This is a genomic window from Magnetospirillum molischianum DSM 120 (assembly GCF_000294655.1).
Lineage (GTDB): Bacteria > Pseudomonadota > Alphaproteobacteria > Rhodospirillales > Magnetospirillaceae > Phaeospirillum > Phaeospirillum molischianum.
Genome location: NZ_CAHP01000042.1, coordinates 13943 through 31955 on the forward strand (window position 1 = coordinate 13943; position 18013 = coordinate 31955).

Below are 18013 nucleotides of genomic sequence, written 5' to 3' on the forward strand. Positions count from 1 at the left end.
TGACCCCACGCATCCAAGGTGTTCCCATGCGCAACATTTCCGCCGCCGATGCCAACCGCCATTTCTCTCGCATCCTGCGTGACGTGCAGGCGGGGCAGACGGTAACGGTTACCTCGCGCGGGACCCCCGTCGCCACCATCCGGCCGACGGGTGCCGGTTCCCCCAACCAGTGGCAGGCCAAACAGGCGCTGCTGGCGCGGCTTCGGGGGCAGGCGACCGCCGGTATTTCCTGGAGTCGGGACGAGTTGTATGACGACGGGACCCCTGCGTGATCGTCGCGCTGGACACCAACGTCCTGGTCTATGCCGAGGGCGTCAACGACCCTGTGCGTCAGGCGCGCGCCCTGGACCTGATCGCCGTCTTGCCCGAGGGCGCCGCCATCGTGCCCGTCCAGGTGCTGGGTGAATTGTTCCGGGTGCTGACCGCCAAGGTGAGGCGCCCCGCCGCCGAGGCGCGGGCGGCGGTGCTGTCGTGGCGCGACGCCCTGCCGGTCCATGACACCACCGATCAAGCCCTGCTGTCGGCCATGGATCTGGTCGCCGACCATGGCCTGCAAATTTGGGATGCTCTCATTCTGGCGGTCGCGGCCGATGCGCGCTGCCGTCTGCTGCTGTCCGAGGATTTGCAGGACGGCTTCACCTGGCGCGGTGTGACGGTGGTCAACCCCTTCATCACGCCCTCCCATCCCCTGCTGGCCGCACTGCTGGCCCCCTCTCGATCCTGAAGATTTCGCCATGATCATTCCCGCTGTTCTCCTCAAAGACCTCAAGCGCCTCGTTCGTGTCCTGGAAGACGATATCCGGGATGGCCTGCCGGGGACGGCGGCGGATGCACGGCTGCACGGTGAATGGCAGGCGGCGAAGGAGGCCGGGCGCACCGCCGCCACCTATGAATCGTGGCGCGAAGAGGAGATCACCCAATCCGCCGTCCATTGGGTGCTGGGCGGCGTGTTCCTGCGCTTCATCGAGGACAACGGCCTGGTCGAGCGACCGTGGCTGGCGGGGCCGAACCCGGAGCGCATGGCGCTGGCTCGTGACCGCTACGAGGGGTATTTCCGCGCCCATCCGCATGAATCCGACCGCGACTACCTACTGGCCTGCTTCACCGAGGCGGGACAGTTGCATGGCGCGGCTGCGCTGTTCGACACGCGCCACAACCCGGTGTGGGAACTGCCAGTCTCTGGCGATGGCGGTATCGCGCTCATGAATTTCTGGACCAAGGCCGACCCCGATAGCGGCCGGCTGGTCCACGACTTCACCGATCCGGACCTGTCCACCCGCTTCCTCGGCGACCTCTATCAGGACCTGTCGGAGGCGGCGCGCAAGCGTTATGCCCTGTTGCAGACCCCCGAATTCGTCGAGGAATTCATCCTCGACCGCACCCTCACCCCGGCCATCCAGGAGTTCGGCTTCCGCGAGGTGCGGCTGATCGACCCCACCTGCGGCTCGGGCCACTTCCTTTTGGGTGCTTTCCACCGATTGGTGACTGAGTGGAGCCGCGCCGAGCCAGGCCGCAACATCCGCGATGTGGCGCAACGGGCGCTGGACGCGGTGGCCGGTGTGGACATCAACCCATTCGCCACTGCCATCGCTCGCTTCCGCCTGCTGGTGGCGGCGCTGAAAGTGTGCGGCATCGGCAGGCTGGCCGACGCCCCCGATTTTCGTTTCGAGCTAGCAGCCGGTGACAGCCTGCTGCACGGCAAGCGGTTCATGGATATCCGAGGCGTCCAACTCAGCCTCGACCCGCATGACGGTGTCACCCATTACTTCCACACCGAAGACCGCGACGACCTTGATCGTATTCTCGGGCGGCAGTACCACGCGGTGGTGGGGAATCCGCCATACATCATCGTTAAGGATAAGGCGCTGAACGACGCCTACCGCCAGCGCTATAGCACCTGCCACATGAAATATTCGCTTGGCGTGCCATTTACCGAGCGCTTTTTTGATCTTACCCAGGCTCAGAACGGCCATTCCGCCGGGTTCGTAGGAATGATCACCGCCAACAGTTTTATGAAGCGAGAATTTGGCAGCAAACTGATTGAGGATTTTCTCCCGCGTGTTGATCTGACCCATGTGGTTGACACATCTGGTGCATTCATACCGGGCCATGGAACGCCAACTGTCATCTTGTTTGGTAGAAACCGTAGACCTCTTTTGGGTGACGTCAGGGTTGCAATGTCGATCATCGGAGAAAGCACTGAGCCGTCAAATCCGGCGGAAGGACCTGTCTGGCTCAGCATTTTAAGCCAGATTGATAGCGCAGGGAGTGAAGGTGCATTCGTGTCAGTAGCGGACATTGCAAGGATATCGCTCTCTAGACACCCGTGGTCACTCGGGGGTGGTGGGGCTTCTGATTTAAAACAAGCAATAGAATCGGCTGCGAAGTGCACCTTAGGTGAATATCCCGCAAATTCAGGCGTGATGGCTCTCACGCTCGAGGATGAGCCATTTATTGCTGACGACATGGTGTTTATTCGGAATGGAATTCCAAAAGAATTCATCAAGCCTTACCTCACTGGTGCAGATGTAAGAGACTACGCCTGTGGCGAAGGCAATAGCATTGTGTTTCCATATGGCCGTGACGTAAATCCATTTCTGGATGAAAGTATATTGCGCTGGCTGTGGCCACATAAGGCCAGTCTTGCAAATCGTATTATGTTCAGGAGAAATCAATTACAAAGAGGCCTTCATTGGTATGAGTACGGGATGTTTGTTAAAACTCGCTTTGGTGAGCCGGATGCGATTAAATTTGTATGCGTCGCGACACACAATCATTTCTCTGCGGCGAAATTTGAAGCCGTCTGCAATAGACATGCACCCGTAATTTCCGCTCCAGATCATGATTCTGCTGTCTGGATGTGCGCGGAGTTGAATTCATCGACAGCAGCATTCTGGATGCGATCTGTTTTTCACAATAAGGGTAGCCAAGGAATCTCGGAGGGCTTCAAAGCTGAAGTCTGGGAACGCTTCATCGAGGTTGGCTCTACAGGCCTGCAATCCTTCCCCCTCGCCGAACCCTACCCCCTCGACCTTGCCCGCGAACTGGATTCCCTGGCCCAGCAGCTTTCGGCAACCCTGCCCGCTGCCCTGCTAGCGGTCGCCGTGCCGGCTCGCGCCCAATTGGATGCGGCCCGTGAGCGGGCGCTGTCTATCCGCCGCCGCATGATCGCGTTGCAGGAGGAATTGGACTGGCGTTGTTATAAACTCTACGGCGTCGTCGATGGCCACGAGGCCGAAGGGCTGGAATTCGGGTTGGAGGCACCGGAAGTTGACCTTGGCCAGCGCGCCTTCGAAATCGTCATGGCCCGCAAGATGGCGGCGGAAGAATTAGAGACCACTTGGTTCGCCCGCCACGGTTCCGTCCCCACCGCCGAGATCCCCGACCATTGGCCGGTGGCGTATCGAGCCGTGGTCGAGCGCCGCATCGCCCTAATCGAGTCCCACAGCCATATCGGCTTGGTGGAAAAGCCAGAATACAAGCGGCGTTGGCAGTGGAGCGACGGCGGCTTCGAGGCCGGCTGGGCGGAGCGCGAGCGGGACGCGCTGGAACGCTGGCTGCTCGACCGGCTGGAGGATGGGTGCTATTGGCAGGGCGGCCCGGCGCTGAAATCGGTTAATGCCCTGGCCGACATTGCCCGTGCCGACGATGATTTCTGCCGCGCTGCCGCCCTGTACGAAGGCCAAGACCATCCCGATCTCGCCACCCTGGTCGCCCGGCTGGTGGCCAAGGAATCGGTGCCGTTCCTCCCCAGTCTCCGCTATGCCGAATCGGGGCGGCGCAAGCGCGCCCAGTGGGAGCAGGTGTGGGACCTCCAGCGCCGCGAAGATGCCGGCCAGGATGTGGGCACCATCGACGTGCCCCCCAAATACAAGCGCGAGGACTTCCTCAACCCCGATTTCTGGCGCCTGCGCGGCGGCCTCGACGTCCCCAAGGAACGCTTCATCAGCTACCCAGGCGCCGAGAAATCCGCCGATGGCGGGTTGATGGTGGCTTGGGCCGGCTTCGACCACCTCGCCCAAGCCCGCGCCCTGGCCGGCTTCTATCACGAGATGAAGGATGTGGAAGGCTGGGACGCACCCCGCCTGATCCCCCTGTTGGCCGGTCTCGCCGACCTAATCCCCTGGCTGAAGCAGTGGCACAACGCCTATGACGCGGATTTCGGCCAAGGCCCCGGCGACTGGTTCACCGCCTTCCTGGCCGAGGAAGCCCGCACCCTGGGGGTGACCGCCGACGACATCACCGCCTGGGAACCGGCGGCGAAGGTCAAGGCGAAACGGGGACGGAAGGCGAAGGCGACCGACCAGATTACGTTGGAGGATTTGGGACTTTAGGGTTTCGAGCCGGGAAACGCGGCCAATTCCCTCTCGATATAGCGCTCCAACCGCCGGATTTGCCGGCGGATCTGGGGTGCCTCAAGGGCGTCGGCGGATCGACGGGCATAGGACGAAAAATTCCTGACCGGAAGGGACGTGAAGCGGCGCCGTAGAGTCTTGGTGTAGATCTTGTCTGCGGTCCCGGCGGCGATTGCTTCCTCACCGGCCGCCTTAATGCGCTTCACGCTCTTGAGCAGCTTGCGCCATTGGCGAGACAGCGAACTCTGCCGGATAGTTGCCTCGTCGGGCGACAGGTTGAAGCCGAGATACTGTGCGTGGTCAACCCGGCTCGGATCGAATAGGTGACGCTCGGTCTTGTCGTCATTGACCGTCAGCTTTTCAGCCACCATGCAATCCTTTACGAATTTTTCGGCATCGGTAGCCATGTGCTTGGGGCAGACGATCAGGATATCATCGGAATACCGGCGGTATAGGGCTCCGCGCGCCGCGCAATAGGCCAGCAGAGCAGCGTCGAAATCGATCATGTAGAGATTTGAGAAGGCGCTGCTGATTGGCGTGCCCTGGGGGATGCCGCAATCCTTCTTGTTGCCGTTCAAGGGAATGCCGGCCGCGATGACCTCGGTAATGGTCGCCAGTGGCGCGCGGCTGCGGCGGTTCATCCGTTCGACAAAATCCGGGTGCTTCTTCAGTTCATCAACGTTGATATAGGTGAAATGGGTAACCTGCCGATAAACATTGTACCAGTCGGTCGGCAGTTCGGTGACGCCGAGGATGCGCTTGAGGCGGCCTTTCAGCAGGTGATGGTCGAGACTTCCGAAGAAGTCACTGACATCGAAGCAGAGAATTGTACAGGGTGCCTGCGTTCTTGCGAATTCCAAAACATCTGCGGAAAAATCATAATTGGCTTTGGCCAGCTTGCGGTACGCAATAACGCAATCCGACAGACCTGCCGCACTGTAGCAGGCGTTCAATGCCTCGCCCAGTTCCTGGGCATAGCGAGAGAGAATACAGGCATCCCGGTGAGACGCGTACATGATGTCCCGCTTTTTGACATCGGTCTTGCCCTTGGCACCCGGTTTTTCCTTCGGAGGCGGCCGGTAGCGCTTCGTTTCCTTGACGTAATGAAGGAGGGGCAGAAACGAATGGCGTGCGACGAAGTCGGGGGACTCGGCGTTGGCCGCATACGATGGCCCCACTGGAGCATCAAGGTGCCGATACCCTCTCGGCTTGAACCAGACAGGCTTCACGCACGTCCCCCAAGTTGCAAAGTTCGGGAGGCTAATCCTGACCCTGAATCTCGACCTTTCAGTCGAACGCCCCCCGAACGCACGCCGCAATCCGCCAGTCTATTCCTGGTGTGTCACATCAGGTGTCCACCAACGCGGGTCTCAGTACGCAAAGCGGTATAGTGTAGCCGTGGAGGTCCGAGCGATGCTCAGTGTCTCGATACTACGTCACCTCGCCGGGATGATGCGTCTCCGCATCGTCTGCGCCGGGATCATGCAACAGCTTGATAGTTCCAACGACCGTGCCGGCGGCCAATCCCGACGGCCTGCAAAAGATGGTGTTGCTACCACGTTCGCGCAAGCCTCCGGTCGCGAGTTTTTTTGTCGACAAAAACTTGCCACATTCCGCCTGATGGCCTGCGGCATGTCCGATATTGGCCACCCCACCTTGTTCCAGACGGAAAGTCGTGGCACAACTGGGGCTTGTCTATCAAGGCGCACTGTGAATGACCCTGATCCGCGACCTCATTGCCATCCCTGAACGGGTTCACTCGGGCGATTTCGTGCTGCAGCTCTCTGACGGCCTGACCCGGCCCGAGGAAACGGTGCGCGACTACGTGGTCACGCCGCAGCTGAAAACCTGCTTCGATGATGCGCTGGCTTTCATCCGATCCGCCATCGACGGCAGGAAAAGCAAGGCGTGCTATCTGCATGGCAGCTTCGGCTCGGGCAAGAGCCATTTCATGGCGGTGCTGGATTTGTTGCTGTCGGGGAATCTCGCCGCCCGGTCGATCCCCGAACTGGCCGAGGTGGTGGTTCGGCATAATGAATGGACACAGGCGCGCCGGTTCCTGATGGTGCCCTACCACATGATCGGCGCCACCAGCCTCGATGCAGCCGTTCTTGGTCAGTACGCCGAACATGTTCGTAAGCTGCACCCTGAGGCGCCGGTTCCCGGCTTCTATATCGCAGAATCGATGTTCGAGGATGCCCGCAACCTTCGGACGACCTTGGGTGACAACGAGTTTTTCGACCGGCTGAACGAGGGGCACGTCGCCACCGGCGGATCGGGGTGGGGCAAGATTGCCGGCGGACAGGGGCGCTGGGACAATGACAGCTTCGCGCTGGCCATGCTGGAAGGCCCCGGTGGAGAAGAGCGCCAACGGCTGATCGGCGACCTCATCCGCCAGTTCTTCCGTCAGTACGCCACCGTTGCTCACGACTTCGTGTCGTTGGACGACGGCCTGTCGATCATGAGCAAGCACGCCAAGTCGCTGGGCTATGACGCCGTCATTCTCTTCCTCGACGAGTTGATCCTGTGGCTGGCTACCCGCGCAGCAGATCCCGCCTTCGTATCCAACGAAGGAGCGAAGCTGTCCAAATTGGTCGAAGCCGCTAATGCCGATCGCCCCATTCCGTTGATCAGCTTCGTTGCCCGCCAGCGCGATCTGCGGGAACTGGTCGGCGACACCCTGGCCGGGTCGCTGCAGCTTCAGTTCAACGATGTGCTGCGTTGGTGGGAAGCGCGCTTCGCCAAAATTAATCTGGAAGACCGCAACTTGCCCATCATCGCTAACAAGCGGGTGTTGCGGCCGGTATCCGAAGAAGCCCGCGCCACCCTTGCTGAGGCCTGTGACCAGACGCTGAAGGCGCGCCAGGACGTGGTGGAGACACTGCTGACCTCCACCGGCGAACGCGACATGTTCAGGTTGGTTTATCCGTTCAGCCCGGCTCTGGTACAGACGCTGATCGCGGTGTCGTCGGTGCTGCAGCGCGAGCGCACCGCACTGAAATTGATGATGCAGTTGTTGGTCGATCGCCGGGCCGACCTTGAACTTGGCCAGCTCATTCCCGTCGGCGATCTGTTCGATGTGTTGGCGACGGGCGATGATTCGTTCTCGGACGCCATGAGCATCCATTTCGAGAATGCCAAGAAGCTGTGGCGGATGAAGTTGCTGCCGATCCTGGAGCGGCAACATGACATCGCCTGGGACCAGCCGGAGCCCGCCGATCGCGCGCGAAACCTCAGGAACGATGCCCGCCTGCTGAAGACGCTTCTGTTGGCCGCTCTGGTGCCGGAAGTGGAATCGCTGAAGGTGTTGAACGCCGTTCGGCTGGCAGCCCTCAATCACGGCACGGTGAAGTCCCCTATTGCCGGTGGAGAAGGGCGTGTCGTTCTCCAGAAATTGCGCGGCTGGGCGGCCGAGGTGGGCGAGATCAAGATCAGCGACGGTGATAACCCCACCATCTCCGTCCAGATCACCGGCGTCGATACCGACCCCATTATCGATTACGGCCGGCAATACGACAATCCGGGCAACCGCCGCCGCAAGATCCGCGAGGCCCTGTTCCAGGAATTGGGGCTGGAGGTTTCGGGAGATCTCTTCGCCACCTTCGCCTTCACATGGAGGGGCACCCGGCGGGAAATCCTGATCGGCTATGACAATGTCCGCGAGTTGTCGGATGATCGCCTGTCGGGGGACAGCGACCGCTGGACGGTGATGTTCGACTATCCTTTCGACAGCGCGAACTATTCGTCGGCCGATGATCTGGTACGACTGTCGTCCTTCCGGGAGCGCGGGCAGGCGGCGGCGGTGCTGGTCTGGCTGCCGTCATTCCTCAGCCAGAAAGCCCAGGATGAGCTGGGGCGCCTGATTATCGTTGAGGAATTGCTCAAGGGTGATCGCTTCAACGAGGCGGCCCGCCACCTCTCGCCGACCGATCGCGAGCAGGCACGCTCCCTGCTTCAGAATCAGCGGAGCCAGTTGCAGCAGCGCCTGCGCACCTGCCTGCATGCTGCCTATGGTATCGAAAATGAGCCGCGCGACGCGCTTGGAAGCTCGCCGATCGATCCGGCGCAGCAGGTGCAGTCGCTCGACGAGACCTTCCAGCCAATTCTCCCGGTGGGCCGGGATCTCAAATCGGCGCTGGAGCAGTTGTTAGGACAGTTGCACGAATATCTCTTCCCGGCGGCCCCACGCTTCGAGGCCGAGGTGAAGGCTGCTGTGCTCAAGAAGGTGCAGATCGAGGTCGAGAAGGCATTGTCGGAATCGGAGCATCGCGTCCTGGTGGCCGACAAGGGGATGCGCCAACTGCTGCTAGGGGTGGCCGGCCCCCTGAAGCTGGGCACCATGGGTTCGACCCACCTTACCCTCGATGTCCTTTGGCGCCAGCATTTCAGCCGATGCCAGGCCGCCGATGGCGTTGAGACGATCACGGTGGCGAGTTTACGCCGATGGATCGACGTTCCTGAGCGAATGGGCCTGCCAAAGGATGCGCAGGATCTCATTATTCTGACCTATGCCGGCCAGACCAATCGCACCTTCTTCCTGCGCGGAATTCCCTTTGCCGCCGGATTAGGGACTCTGGCCGACGATGCCGAACTTCGTGAGCAGGCATTGCCGCCGCAGGTGCAGTGGGATGAAGCCGTCGATCGGGCCTCCAAGCTCTTTGGCCTGACCATTCCGCGCTTGCTGAACGCCGCGAACGCGCATCACCTGACCGAGGAAGTCAGAAAGAAGGCGCGCGACTCTCGGCCTGCCATCGACGCCTATGCCGCGAGCTTGGCAACACGTCAGTCCGTCTTCGGCCCGGCGGCTTCGCCGCCATCAGACGTTAGGGCGCCTGCGCGCCCGGCCGGAACGACGAATCGGTCTATCACCGCCAAGTCGTGCCAGGCACTCCTGAAGGCACTTGACGAAAGTGCCGACGACGCTTTGATCCAGCGATTGGCCGAGGCGTCGCTGCAGACCTCGGACACCGCTATGGCGCAAACCATCAGCCGGGCACAGGCGCTGGATGAGGTTCTGCGCGGGGATGCTTGGCGCGTATTTGAAGCATTGCGCAAGCTGTCGGACGAGCGTGCCTCAGAGGCTCGTACAATCCTCGGACGGCTGGCGCAGGCCCTTGGTGCCGACGAGCATGTCGTCGCCCTGCGTTCCAGTATCCAGGACGACCATGGCAAAGCGGTCGAGTTGCTGACCGCATCTACGACGGCGCAGGCCCCATCACCACCACCTCCTTCTGCCCCACAACCGCTAAAGGGAAGGGTCATCGAGAAAAATGTGGTCACCGGAATCAAGGCGGCTGAGGTCCGTTCTGTGCTGACGGATTTGGCTGATCGCGTCGCCCGCGAGCCGGCCAGCCGTTTGGACATTTCCTGGACCCTGGTCCGGGACGAGGATTGAGATTGTGACGGTTGGCGCCCTTTCCCCCCAGCGCATCGTCGGCCAGGTCGATTGGGTCCTGAAGAAGCGGCGTGATGCCCGTTTTATCGCCATCCGTTCGCCGTCCCGTGGGGCTTGGCCACCGCACCTGGATTGCGGTGAACGCCGTTTCCAGATCCGGTGGTGCAGTTCTCCCCTGGAAATGCGCGAAGTGCTTTCCGAAACGACGGAGGACGGTGTCGTCATCCTAACCGACTTGCAGGAGACGGATCTGGGCGGCGATGTCCTCGCCCGACTGTGTCTGGAAAGGCTGTTCTCTATCGAGAGCTGGCGCATGTTGGGAGATGCCTTTCAGGCAAGGAAACTTGATCCCCGGCTGCGGGGGTGCGACTGGATGGCCGACCTGCTGCTGGAATATCGTCCGCCCGAGGGCTATGCCCCAGTACCCGGCGGCATTCTCGATGCCGACACCGCGTGGCGAACATTGCTGTCCTCCGTGCTGGGTATTGCCGAGGCACGGCCGGATATCGAAACGCTGCTGCACTGGACGGTCGTGGACGATGGGCCATACCGGTTCGTGCGGTTGCCCGATGCTGCACAAAAGGGGATTGCCGGTTATCTGCGTGGTGTCTGCGGCGCGGCTGGTGAACTGATCATTGACACCCTCTTGGCAGGAAATGGCGGTGAGGCGGTCGCACTCGGCCTGGTCTGCGAGGTGGTGTTTAGCGACGGCTGGACAAATTCCGATTTGCTCTCTGCTGCGGTCCGGCTGGAGCCATTGGTGGGACGATCCCAAATTCCCGCCCCGGCGGCTCGTCTTTGGGCGCAGGCCGCCATCCGCGTAGCTCGGAAGCAGCCGCAATTCTCACGCGTGATTTTTCAGCAGGCAGAAGATGTTCTCCGGGGTATCCATGCCTTTGATCATGTTGTTCATAGCAGCATGCTCCCCGCAGCGTTCGATGTTCGACTCAGTGAGGCGGCTGCAGCCATCGGACCCGTCCTGACCGGAGGGGGGAGTGGGGAAGCCATGGTCCGCGCCGAGCAGGCTGCATTTCGTGTCTTCGAGCACCACCAAGCGGCGCTGCAGCCCCTGCGGGGCGAACGCCTGCGAATGGCATTGCGGCTGCTGCGTTGGGTTGCTGCGACCAACGCGAGCGAGGCATCAAATTTTGAGGATATCGCGCTCGCCTATGTGGCTGAAGGCAGCTTTGTCGACTGGGCTCGCACGGCTCTGCTGGGCGGGGATGACCTTGCACCGGTTTCCGCTGTTTATGTCCGTCTCGCTCAGGAAATCCGGGCGAGGCGGGAACGCCAGAACCAGGCTTTCGCATCGGCGCTTGTCCAGTGGAACAGGCAAGCCAGTCCCGTCCGGTCTCTGACCCCTGTTGAAGCCATCTTGGATCGCGTGGTTGTGAGCGCGGCATCCTCGGCGCCAGTGCTGTTGCTGTTGCTCGATGGCATGAGTTTCCCGGTGTTCCGCCAGCTTGCCGGGGATCTGGCGGATGAGGGGTGGAACGAATTGGCCGTGGATGGTGCCCCGCTTCACGCGGCAGTCTCGATCATTCCGACGGTCACCGAGGTGGCCCGGGCGAGCCTGCTCTGTGGCAGGATATGCCAAGGCGCGGCTAACGTTGAGAAGAGCGGGTTCGCAAACCACCCCGGCCTTATGCGGATTACCAAGAGCGGCCCGGCACCGATCCTATTTCACAAGGGTGAACTCAGCAATGGTGGGGCACTGGCCGACGTGGTGCGCGCTGCGCTAGCCGATGCCCGCCATCGCGTCGTCGCTATCGTCTATAATGCCGTCGACGATCATCTGTCGGGTGCCGATCAGGCACGGCCACGGTGGTCGTTGGATGATATGCAGTTGCTTCGCCCCATTTTCCACGAGGCGAGAAATGCCGGTCGCATGGTCGTGATGACGGCGGACCACGGGCATGTGCTGGAGGACGGCAGTCGACAAGCTGGCAAAGGGACGGGTGATCGGTGGCGCCCTATGGATGTTACCGCTGACGGAGAAATGGCGTTTGCGGGCGCGCGCGTCCTCTCGCCCGACGGAGCCAAGGAGGTGCTGGTTCCATGGAGTGAGTTGCTCCGGTATGGCGCGAAGAAGGCCGGATACCACGGTGGTGCAACACCTCAGGAGGTGCTTGTACCTCTAGCTGTCTTCTCTGCCGCCAATGACGCTCCCCTCTGGGAGTTTTCCCCTCCGGCCACCCCTGAATGGTGGAATTCGGTGCCGTTGTCGATGGAAGTGCCGACGCCCAAGCCAACAGCAGAAATACGCCGTCGACCCAAGAAAGGACCACTTGCGGCCAGCCAACCGACCCTGTTCTCGGAGCAGCCTCCCCCCAATCCGACATTGCCGGAAAGCGGGTCTCCATCCCCTGACGCTGGCTGGATCGGTAGGCTGATGACCTGCGAGATCTACGAGGCTCAGTGCAAACTGGCTGGCAAGGGAGCGGCCCGCAACGAGGACGTTCGCGCCGTACTTGCGGCCCTGGAAGCACGGGGTCGGTTGCCGCGGACCGCGCTGGCGCGGCAGATCGGAATTCCTCTTTTCCGCCTAAACGGCCTGCTGTCCAATGTCCGCCGCCTCATCAACGTCGATCAGTCCCCCATCCTTGTGGTGGACGATACGGGAGACTGGGTCGAACTTGATGTGAGGCAACTCGCCGCTCAGTTTGAGATCAAGGTGTGAACGCATGCTGAGCCCCCGCCGCAGAACCGAGATCATCGATGCCCTTCGCCGAGGAACCGTGCCGAAATCCGGCCTCGACGTTCTCGCCGTGGGCATGGACCGGTTCGAGCGCGCTCTCGATAGCGAACTGGAAACAGTTTCCCTGGGTGGGGCGGCCTTCAAAGCAATTCGAGGAGAATACGGATCGGGCAAGACATTCTTCGGCCGCTGGTTCCAGGAACGGGCACGATCGAAAGGCTTTGCCACCAGCGAGGTGCAGATCTCGGAAACCGAGACACCATTACATCGGATGGAGACGGTCTACCGGCGCCTGATTGAACGGCTGGCGACAGCCGATATGGCCTCTGGTGCGCTGCATTCAGTCATCGATGGCTGGTTTTATCGTTTGGAGGAAGATCTTCTCGCTGCCGAACCAGCGCTTGGCCTCGATGCCGAGAGCCTTCACCAGCGTTCCGTCGACCTGATGGAACAGCGGCTGTCCGCCGTCAGCCGAACCGCCCCCGCCTTTTCCGCAGTGCTGCGAACCTATCGCGATGCGTTGCTAAAGGGCGACGCGCAACTGGCCGAAGGGCTGTTGGCCTGGCTCGGCGGTCAGCCCAACGTCGCAGCCTCGGTCAAACGGGCGGCTGGCATCAAGGGAGAGATCGATCACTTCGGGGCGGTCAATTTCCTCGCCGGATTGCTGACCATCCTGCGCGATTCCGGCTTTGCCGGCCTGGTGCTGGTGCTCGATGAGGTCGAAACCCTTCAGCGGATGCGGGCGGATTCCAGGGAAAAGGGATTGAACGCGCTGCGTCAGTTTATCGACGAACTGGACGCCGGACGTTTCCCAGGCCTGTACCTCGTGGCGACCGGCACGCCCGCCTTCTTCGATGGCCCCCAGGGTGTTCAGCGGCTGCCACCACTGGCTCAGCGTCTGCATGTCGATTTCACCACTGACCCTCGCTTCGACAATCCCCGCGCACCGCAATTGCGCCTCAAGGGATTTGATCTCGATCTCCTTGCCGCCGTGGGAGGAAAGGTCAGGGATATCTTCAGCGATCAGTCCGTGAAGGTGTCTCGGGTGCGCTCGGTGGTCGATGACGACTATATCCTGGACCTAGGCCGCGCTGTTGCAGGTGGCCTAGGGGGCAAGATTGGTGTCGCTCCACGGCTGTTCCTGAAGAAGTTGGTAGGGGAGGTCCTCGATCGTGTCGACCAGCATGACGATTTTGACCCGAGACAGCATTACGCCCTGACGCTGGCCGACAACGAGATGACCCTGGCCGAACGCGCCAGCGCAGGGGCTATGTCTGTCGACGATGTCGAGCTCGAGATGTGACCCCGTTCGAGCGCCTCCATCCCTCACTCCAATACCACATCGTCAATACGCTGGGCTGGCCGGGCTTGCGTCCGTCGCAAGCCGAGGCGATCGAGCCTGTCGTAACCGGAAAGAATGCCCTCCTGCTTGCTCCCACAGCAGGCGGCAAGACCGAGGCTGCATCGTTTCCGATCCTGTCGCGGATGCTGACGGAGAATTGGCGAGGGGTCTCCGTCCTATATGTCTGCCCGATCCGTGCGCTGCTCAATAACCTGGAGCCAAGGTTGGCGCAGTACGCCGGCCTAGTCGGGCGGCGGGCGGCGCTTTGGCATGGCGACGTCGGCCAAGGGCAAAAGCGGAAGGTCTTGCGCGAGCTGCCCGATTTGTTGCTGATCACCCCGGAATCCATCGAGGGGATGCTCGTCTCTCGCCGTGTCGAACACGAGGCATTATTCGCGGGCCTACAGGCGGTGGTGGTCGATGAACTGCACGCCTTTGCCGGCGATGATCGCGGTTGGCATCTATTGGCAATCATCGCCCGGTTGGAACGGCTTGTTGGTCGACCATTACAGCGTGTCGGGCTGTCTGCTACCGTCGGCAATCCTGAGGAATTGGCCGAGTGGCTCACGGTTGGTCGGCCAGTGGTGGTCGCAGGTCGGTCGACCGTATCGACGGACGCCGACGTCACGCTGGACCATGTCGGGTCGCTAGACAACGCGGCGCTGCTCCTGTCCCGCCTTCATCGTGGCGAGAAGCGACTGGTATTCTGCGACAGCCGCGGGAAGGTCGAACAATTGGCGGCCGGACTCCAAGCCGGCGGGGTAAGAACCTTCGTCTCCCACTCGTCTCTGGGAGCCGATGCTCGCCGGCAGGCGGAGGAAGCCTTTGCCCGCGAGCGCGATTGCGTCATCGTTGCCACCAGTACGTTGGAACTGGGCCTCGACGTCGGTGATCTGGATCGGGTCGTTCAGATCGATGCTCCCTCCACGGTATCGTCGTTCCTGCAGCGAATGGGGCGGACCGGGCGGCGGCCGGGCAGCCGCCGCAACTGCCTGTTTTTGACGACCTCGGAAAAGGCATTCCTGCATGCGGCAGGACTTGTGAGATTGTGGAGCGAAGGCTATGTCGAGCCGGTCAAACCGCCGGCCACTCCCTTGCATCTCCATGCCCAACAAATTATGGCGATGATCCTACAGGATGGCGGCTTGCCGGAGAGTGAAGTCCAGCCCCGTCTTGCCGGTGCATTCGGTGCCGTTGACGAGGGTGACACCCGGGCCATCCTGGGCCACATGCTGGTGACGGGCGTGTTGGCGAGCGATGGCGGGGTCCTGGGGATCGGTCCCACGGGAGAAAAGTTGTTCGGCCGCAGGAATTTCCTGGAATTGTTGGCCGCCTTCACTGCCCCGTCCATGGTCACGGTCATGCACGGTCGCCAGGAACTGGGGCAAGTCGATCCGGTCTCCCTGACGGCGAGGGCGGACCAGCCATCCGTCCTTCTCCTCGCCGGGCGTCACTGGCAGGTCGCCTCCATCGACTGGCGTCGCCGCATTGCCTGGGCAGAACCGGCAGCAGGAGCCGGCAAAAGCCGATGGTTGGGCAGTTCCCGGGCTTTGCATTTCGACCTCTGTCGCGCGATCCAGCGCTGTCTGGCGGAAGGGCAGGTGCCATGCACGTTGTCGAAGCGAGGGACCACACGACTGGCCACGTTGGTCGAGGAGTTTTCCTTCCTAGACGGACGGGCGCAAGCCATCCTCGCGGAGGAAGGCAGCATCCACTGGTGGACCTTCGCGGGTGGGCGCGCCAATGCGGCACTTGCTTTGGCAATCGCGAATGATCAATGCCGCGTGCGCCGTTCAGACGATTTTGGCCTTGATCTCGATGGCCATCCACCAAGTCTGGATGCAGCAGACCTGACCAACGCATTAGAAAATGCTGATGGCGTAGATCTCGGCCATGAGATTTCTGGGCTCAAGTTCTCCGCCTGCCTGCCTCTCATTTTGGCGCGTGACGTAGTTCTTCGACGTCGATTTGATCTCGATGGTGCGATGCAGGTCGTTGTGTCGAAAATTTCGTTTTGATGTGCGATCATTTATTTCACCCTAATCCCCGCATAACGCCGCGTGCAGTTTCGATCGGCATGATCAGGACGCGCGGCCCAAGCGGGGAGGGGATGAACCCGAGTCGTCGGTAGAATTCGACTGCCCCGTCGTCGATGGCATGCACGATCACGGCGCGGACACCAGCGATGTCCGAGGCGGCGAGGCAGCGGCGCAACGCGTCGGACACCAGGGCGCTGCCCAGGCCCATTCCCTGCCACGCCTGATCGATGGCAAGGCGACCGATCAGCAGCAACGGGATTTCGTCCGGTGTTCCGGACCGAAGTCTTGCGCTGGGTAGGACGAGCCGCTGCTCCATCGCGGTGGACAGCGCGTAATAGCCGACCACCCGCCCCGGAGGATCGGCGTCACAGACGACATAGGTCCGGGCCGACAGGCCTTCGCTGGCAAGCGCCCGACGTTTCAGCCAATCGTCCAGAGGCGGGTGCCGGCCGTTTTGGAACGCGGCCAGATCGTGGCTTGGGGTCAAACGCTCTGGCGAACGCACGCGCCGGGCCGGATCAGGCCCCCCTTTTCCCGGCATTACCGCTCCCAGGGCGCCGGGCGGGTCAGACGCTGACGGACTTCGTCGCTCGGCGCGGCGGGGGCGTCAAGGAGCGCCAGGAACTGCGCGTGTGCGTCGGGCTCCAGCAAGAACACCCGCTGATCCAGCAACGTTTCCTCCGCCTGACGCCGGGCACTGTCCAGCATGAATTCCGACAGCTTTTGTCCGCGCAGGGTCGCTGCTCGGTTCAGCAGCGCCTTGGTTTCGGACGAGGCGCGGATCTGAATCATGTCGCCCTTGCGGGAGAGACTTCTTCCTGTGTGCGGTTCGGCGGACGTCATGGTGCACCTCTCAATCTGAGACTCACCCTATCAAGGATGTACTGACATCGTCAACACGATGCGGACTATCTCGCCGATTTCCTTTGCCCTCTGGATTTGTGTTTTGGGGCACCCAGCAGGGCGATGCCGATCGTATCCGACACGCGTCCGGCGGCACGTTTGACTGGATCATTGGCAAGATGGGCGTAGCGGGCGGTGGTCTGGACCTGACTGTGGCCGAGCAGCTTGCCGATCATCGGCAACCCTTCCCCCAGCGCCAGGGCGCCGCTGGCATAGGAATGGCGCAGATCGTGGATTCGGACATCGCTCAGGCCGGCCTTGTCCCGAATGCGTCGCCAGGGGTGTTGCAGGTCGGTCAGCCGGGAGCCGGGCTTCTTGCCGGTAATGACAAAGGGGTTGTCGTCCAACCTCTCGATGTCGTCCAGGATGGCGGCGGCGGTTTGGCCGAAATGCACCACCTTCGCCCCGGTCTTGGAGTCGGGCAGTCGCAGTTCCCGGGCCCTGGTGTCGACGTACTCCCATTTCAGCGTCATGATTTCGCTCAGACGGCAGCCGGTCAGCATCAACAGCCGGATCGCGGTGATCGCCGATTGGGTCTCGGGTCCATCGGCCTCGGCCTCACGCAACGCCGTGCCGAGGGCGGCGAACTCGTCGGTGCTGAGAAAACGCTCACGCTTGCGCTCGACGTATTTCTTGACGTGCAGGCATGGATTGCTGCCGTCCGGCCGTAATCCCCACACCTCGGCGAGATTGAACATTTTCGACAGGACGCCGAGGGTCCGGTTGGCCTGGTAGGGGATGTGGCTGAGCGATTGGTGCATTTCCGCGATGTCGCGTCGCTCGATGTCGGTGACCTTGCGGGTTCCGATTTTCGGATTGATGAACAGCTCGACGGAACGCTTGTATTCGGCCTGGGTGCTCGGCTTGCAGCGCACCGCGACATGCTCTTTGAGGAAGCGCTCGCCCAATCCCTTGACGGTCGGGGCCTTCCGTGCCTGATCGAGTTCCAGGGCCAGGGCGGGGTCGCGGCCAGCCTTGGCTTCGGCGAGAATCTTGTGCGCCCGGATCCGGGCCTGCTCTGGCGTGATGGCGCCATGGGGGCCGATGGTGATCCGGCGCAGACGCCCCTTCACCCGGCTCATCACCATGTAGACCTTGCGCCCGCTGGGCCAGACCCGCAAGCCGAACCCTTTGAGCTCGTCGTCCCAGTGCATCGATTCTGTGTCGCCGGGAGCGATCTGGTCCACCACCCGCTTGGTCAATTTCGCCATCGAACCCCTCCCACCCGCGTCGCCCATCCTCAACCTGAAGGTCGGGTACAGGTAACGCATAGGTAACAGT

12 protein-coding genes are annotated in these 18013 nt (G+C 61.7%); 7 read left to right on the forward strand and 5 right to left on the reverse strand.

The window, feature by feature from the left end; all coding sequences use genetic code 11:
* Positions 1-26: 26 nt before the first annotated feature.
* The 3 genes from PHAMO_RS15115 to pglX are packed head-to-tail and all read left to right on the forward strand — an operon-like array spanning position 27 to position 4334.
* Complete coding sequence (locus PHAMO_RS15115) at positions 27-272, forward strand: type II toxin-antitoxin system Phd/YefM family antitoxin (RefSeq protein WP_002730566.1); 246 nt, start codon at positions 27-29, stop codon at positions 270-272.
* Positions 269-724, forward strand: a complete 456-nt coding sequence (locus tag PHAMO_RS15120; RefSeq protein ID WP_002730567.1) for a PIN domain-containing protein — start codon at positions 269-271, stop codon at positions 722-724. The genes PHAMO_RS15115 and PHAMO_RS15120 overlap by 4 nt, the downstream gene beginning before the upstream one ends.
* A gap of 10 nt (positions 725-734) precedes the next feature.
* Complete coding sequence (gene pglX / locus PHAMO_RS15125; RefSeq protein ID WP_002730568.1) at positions 735-4334, forward strand: BREX-2 system adenine-specific DNA-methyltransferase PglX; 3600 nt, start codon at positions 735-737, stop codon at positions 4332-4334.
* Here pglX and PHAMO_RS15130 read toward each other — a convergent pair.
* Positions 4331-5584, reverse strand: a complete 1254-nt coding sequence (locus PHAMO_RS15130) for a reverse transcriptase/maturase family protein (protein WP_002730569.1) — start codon at positions 5582-5584, stop codon at positions 4331-4333. The genes pglX and PHAMO_RS15130 overlap by 4 nt on opposite strands.
* Before the next feature lie 202 nt (positions 5585-5786).
* A complete protein-coding gene (locus tag PHAMO_RS15135; protein ID WP_040567513.1) occupies positions 5787-6005 on the reverse strand; it encodes a hypothetical protein in 219 nt (72 codons plus the stop codon).
* Positions 6006-6069: 64 nt separating this feature from the next.
* On the opposite strand from PHAMO_RS15135, the gene PHAMO_RS15140 reads away from it, so the two are divergent.
* From PHAMO_RS15140 to PHAMO_RS15155, 4 genes are read left to right on the forward strand one after another with little or no spacing between them, the layout of a single operon-like run.
* Positions 6070-9750: a hypothetical protein gene (locus tag PHAMO_RS15140; protein ID WP_002730571.1), complete on the forward strand. Its 3681-nt coding sequence runs from the start codon at positions 6070-6072 to the stop codon at positions 9748-9750.
* Positions 9751-9754: 4 nt separating this feature from the next.
* Positions 9755-12430 (forward strand): BREX-2 system phosphatase PglZ, encoded by a 2676-nt coding sequence (gene pglZ, locus PHAMO_RS15145; protein ID WP_002730572.1) that lies wholly within the window; start codon positions 9755-9757, stop codon positions 12428-12430.
* Between the two features lie 4 nt (positions 12431-12434).
* Positions 12435-13751 carry a BREX system ATP-binding protein BrxD gene (brxD, locus tag PHAMO_RS15150; RefSeq protein ID WP_002730573.1) on the forward strand — a complete coding sequence of 439 codons (1317 nt, stop codon included), beginning with the start codon at positions 12435-12437 and terminating at the stop codon, positions 13749-13751.
* Positions 13748-15808 (forward strand): DEAD/DEAH box helicase, encoded by a 2061-nt coding sequence (locus PHAMO_RS15155; RefSeq protein ID WP_002730574.1) that lies wholly within the window; start codon positions 13748-13750, stop codon positions 15806-15808. The genes brxD and PHAMO_RS15155 overlap by 4 nt, the downstream gene beginning before the upstream one ends.
* A gap of 16 nt (positions 15809-15824) precedes the next feature.
* Here the strand turns inward: PHAMO_RS15155 and PHAMO_RS15160 are convergent, their stop codons facing one another.
* The 3 genes from PHAMO_RS15160 to PHAMO_RS15170 all read right to left on the reverse strand — a co-directional run bounded on the left by PHAMO_RS15160 (position 15825) and on the right by PHAMO_RS15170 (position 17943).
* Complete coding sequence (locus tag PHAMO_RS15160) at positions 15825-16370, reverse strand: GNAT family N-acetyltransferase (protein ID WP_002730575.1); 546 nt, start codon at positions 16368-16370, stop codon at positions 15825-15827.
* On the reverse strand, positions 16370-16672 hold the full coding sequence (locus PHAMO_RS15165; RefSeq protein WP_002730576.1) for a type II toxin-antitoxin system TacA family antitoxin: 303 nt from the start codon (positions 16670-16672) through the stop codon (positions 16370-16372). Before PHAMO_RS15165 ends, PHAMO_RS15160 begins: the two co-directional genes overlap by 1 nt.
* 65 nt (positions 16673-16737) lie before the next feature.
* Positions 16738-17943, reverse strand: a complete 1206-nt coding sequence (locus PHAMO_RS15170; protein ID WP_002730577.1) for a site-specific integrase — start codon at positions 17941-17943, stop codon at positions 16738-16740.
* Between the last annotated feature and the right edge of the window lie 70 nt (positions 17944-18013).

Excerpts from the sequence above, each read along its gene's own strand:
- brxD (WP_002730573.1), top strand. The coding sequence starts at position 12,435 with ATGCTGAGCCCCCGCCGCAGAACCGAGATCATCGATGCCCTTCGCCGA.
- PHAMO_RS15140 (WP_002730571.1), top strand. The coding sequence starts at position 6,070 with ATGACCCTGATCCGCGACCTCATTGCCATCCCTGAACGGGTTCACTCG.
- pglX (WP_002730568.1), top strand. The coding sequence starts at position 735 with ATGATCATTCCCGCTGTTCTCCTCAAAGACCTCAAGCGCCTCGTTCGT.
- PHAMO_RS15115 (WP_002730566.1), top strand. The coding sequence starts at position 27 with ATGCGCAACATTTCCGCCGCCGATGCCAACCGCCATTTCTCTCGCATC.
- PHAMO_RS15165 (WP_002730576.1), bottom strand. The coding sequence starts at position 16,672 with ATGACGTCCGCCGAACCGCACACAGGAAGAAGTCTCTCCCGCAAGGGC.
- PHAMO_RS15160 (WP_002730575.1), bottom strand. The coding sequence starts at position 16,370 with ATGCCGGGAAAAGGGGGGCCTGATCCGGCCCGGCGCGTGCGTTCGCCA.
- PHAMO_RS15170 (WP_002730577.1), bottom strand. The coding sequence starts at position 17,943 with ATGGCGAAATTGACCAAGCGGGTGGTGGACCAGATCGCTCCCGGCGAC.